At 44.9% G+C, this 3,515-nt stretch carries 1 protein-coding gene; it reads left to right on the top strand.

The window, feature by feature from the left end:
- Positions 1-12: 12 nt before the first annotated feature.
- On the top strand, positions 13-3,515 hold a 3,503-nt coding region (locus tag M2125_RS10850; protein WP_280742975.1), incomplete at its 3' end, for a beta strand repeat-containing protein.

Genomic DNA, 3,515 nt, shown 5'->3' with positions numbered 1-3,515 from the left:
TTGATTCGTATCATGGCTGGTGCCGATATCTATTCAAGCAATACAGCAACCTCATTGAACTTGATCGCAACTGGCGGCCAGATTGACATTAATAGCAACATTACTGCTGGACAAGTATATGCAGTAGCCCAGGCTATTAATGTAAATGGTTCTATTAATACTAACGGTGGAAATAATTCCAATATTTATTTAGCTGGTGCCATTATTAATATTCTCGGTAATATTAATTCCAATGGCAGCAACAGTAATAATTCGAATAATACAAATTCAAGCAATTTAAATTCTGCAAATACGACTACTGCGAATAATCGTCGCAATGGTCAAAATGGTTTAAATGCAGACAGTAATACTTATACAAGTAACGGCGGTTTAATTAATATTCTGGCAACTGGTGATATCAATATCGGCAGCAATAGTTATATCTCAGCAAATGGTATTAATGGGGGAGCAGTCACGATTGTTTCAACAGCCGGCCAAACAACGATTAACGGTATTGTCGATTCAATCGGTAAAGTAACTAACGGCGGCAATATCGCCATTGTTGGTAAAACCCAAACAGATTTAATTGGTGCATTAATTAGTTCAGAAGGATTAAGCCAGGGTGGCGTCATCAATTTGGGCCAAGTAAATAATTTGGGTAATGGCACTATCCTTGCGCCACCAGCAACCGCACCTCCAGCACTCACAAATTTCGTGAACACAGCATTAGCGGCAGCAGTAGATTCAAACAACAGCATCACTAGCAGCAACATCAATCTTGATAGCCAAACTGGCATCAATGCACCAAACGGCACTATCGTCGTCTTCGGTGACCAGATCCAAATCAACAATTCATCTCTAGCAGCCATCAATGGCGACATTGCTATTGGCCGTCCAAGCTATAGTCAAGGCGCAGTAGCTAGCTTAGTTGCAATTTCTAACTCCACATTGACCGCAAACCGCGTAGAGACCTCTGGTGATTTGTTGGGCACTCAAAATACAGCGGTTGTATCAAATGAGTGGCTGCTTGACCCAACCACCGTCACCATTACCGCTGCTGCTTCAACGGGCGGCACACTGGCTAGCGCACTTGCAGCCACTGGTGCGTCAAATATCAGCACGGCGGATATTGTTGCGGCCATTAATGCCGGCAATACGGTCAACGTAGTAGCAACAGGCGCAATTACTCAGACTGGTGCTTTAGCATTTGCGCCAGCTACAGGCATCACAGGTACCTTGATTTTGGATAACCATTTAACTCAAGGGTCAAGCATTACCTCTTCAGGTGGAATTACTTCTTCAGGCGCAGGTACGGTTAATTTGCAATTCCTTGCTGGCGGTCAATCAATCGTTAGTGGTGCAATCACAGCAAGCAGCGGCCCAATAAATGTGGTCATGCAATCTTATTGGCAGACTAACACTACCAATTTGGGCTCAGGAGCTGGAGCTAACGTTATAAATACTGCCCCCATAACGACGAGGGGTGGATATGTCATCATGGATGGTACGGGCGGTACTATTGATTTAGTTAATCAAACCATCACAATGGGCACAGTCAATGTTGGCTATATACAAAACATTTATCCCCAAGCAAGCATCAACACCACCACAAATGCTGGAGTAGTAAGCGCTACTTCAACAGGTGGCAACTTTATTGGTGCCGGTTACGCTGCCGTATCCGGAGGAAGCATAGGTGCCTATGAGAGTTATGGCGCCACCTTAAATATTGGCGGCTTCGTTAATATTCAAGCAAAAGTTGCAGGTACCAGTTTTTACGGTTTTGTAATTTACGCTTACGGGGCTGGACCAATTAATGCGGCTGGCAATATCACTATTACCGCCAATAGCTCCTCAACTGGAATAGTTGGCCAGGATATCTATCTCAGTGCTGGTACAACTTTAACTTCTTATACCGGTAGTGTAAATATAAGCAACACCAGTACCGGCAATGGAAGTGGAATCGCAATTGATGCAGCTATTTCTGCGGCCACTGGCATCACTATCAACAATACCAACGTTGGTGCTATAGGCGTACAGAGTAATGCTGCTGGAACCCTCGCTACAACAGCCGGCACGATTTCTATTACCAGTACATCTACTGGCTCTGGTGTTTACGCTGAATCGCTGGCTGGTCTAATTACAGCGCCAAAAGTGACTATCACTGGAACTAATAGCACTGCAGGTGGACTGGGTGCGTCTGTTACCGGTGGAGTTACGATTACGAACGTTACTGGAAATTATGCATCAGTAGGGGATGCATTAAATATCACCACCACTGTTGGTACCAACGGAACTACCGGCGGCATCAACGTTACTACAGGTGCCATCACTAATAACTCTAATGGTGGTGATGTCACATTTAAGACCAATGGTGACATTACAGCAACATCTGCGGTCAGCTTTGCAACAGCAAACACTACAAATCACGTACAAACCTTAACTTATGACACCCGCACTGGTAATTTAAATAGTCAGATTACAGCTGGCATATTTACCTTTAACGCAACCGGTGCCACAAGTAAGGTGAACTATCAGATTCTGTCTAATGGTTCTGCATTAACTATCCCAGCTGTAACCGTGTCTGGAACAATCTTGCTGGACAATACTTGCGCATCAAATGCAAGTTATACCTGTTCAACACCACTAACCGCTTCATCTGCTACAACAGTTAATACCACTGCATCTATTGGTATTTCCTTAACAGGTGCGCAGACATCAGGGCAGGGCATTACTATCAACGGCATTAATGCCAGCGCCTCTAATGCTGCCGTTGCATTAGGCGCAAATGGTTTAACCGTTACTAGTGCTGCCTCATTCTCGACTGCAGGCGTAAATGCTATTTCAGTAATCGGCCTTAAAAATACAGCCAATATCGGCAATCCTGGAATTACTTCTACTGGCGCAATTGCCGTTCAGTCCGCTGGCGGTGATGTGCTGTTTCAATCAAATGGCGATATTACTCAAACGGGCGGCCTTACTTTATCTGCCAACACCACAACCCATGCACAAAACGTTAAATATGACACTACAAGCGGTAATGGTGGTAGCGCAATAACGATTGGAGCCATTACTTCTCAGGGCGCCTCAATCAGCGCGCCAGTTAACGTTACGGTAGTAGCAGCAGGCGCAATTACTCAGACTGGTGCTTGGGCATTTGCGCCAGCTACAGGCATCACAGACACCTTGATTTTGGATAACCATTTAACTCAAGGGTCAAGCATTACCTCTTCAGGCGGAATTACTTCTTCAGGCGCAGGTACGGTTAATTTGCAATTCCTGGCTGGCGGTCAATCAATCGTTAGTGGTGCAATTACAGCAAGCAGCGGCCCAATAAATGTGGTCATGCAATCTTATTGGAAGACTTGCACTACCAATGTGGGCTCATTCGCTACCGTTTTAAATACTGCCCCCATAACGACGAGGGGTGGTTATGTCATCATGGACGGTACTGGCGGTACTATTGATTTAGTTCATCAAACCATCACAATGGGCACAGTCAATGTTGGCTATCTACAAAACATTTATCCCCAAGCAAG

It is taken from the genome of Polynucleobacter sphagniphilus (assembly GCF_029892205.1).
Lineage (GTDB): Bacteria > Pseudomonadota > Gammaproteobacteria > Burkholderiales > Burkholderiaceae > Polynucleobacter > Polynucleobacter sphagniphilus.
The sequence above is the reverse complement of the archived record's forward strand: the minus strand, read 5'-3'. Positions and strand labels throughout refer to the sequence as shown.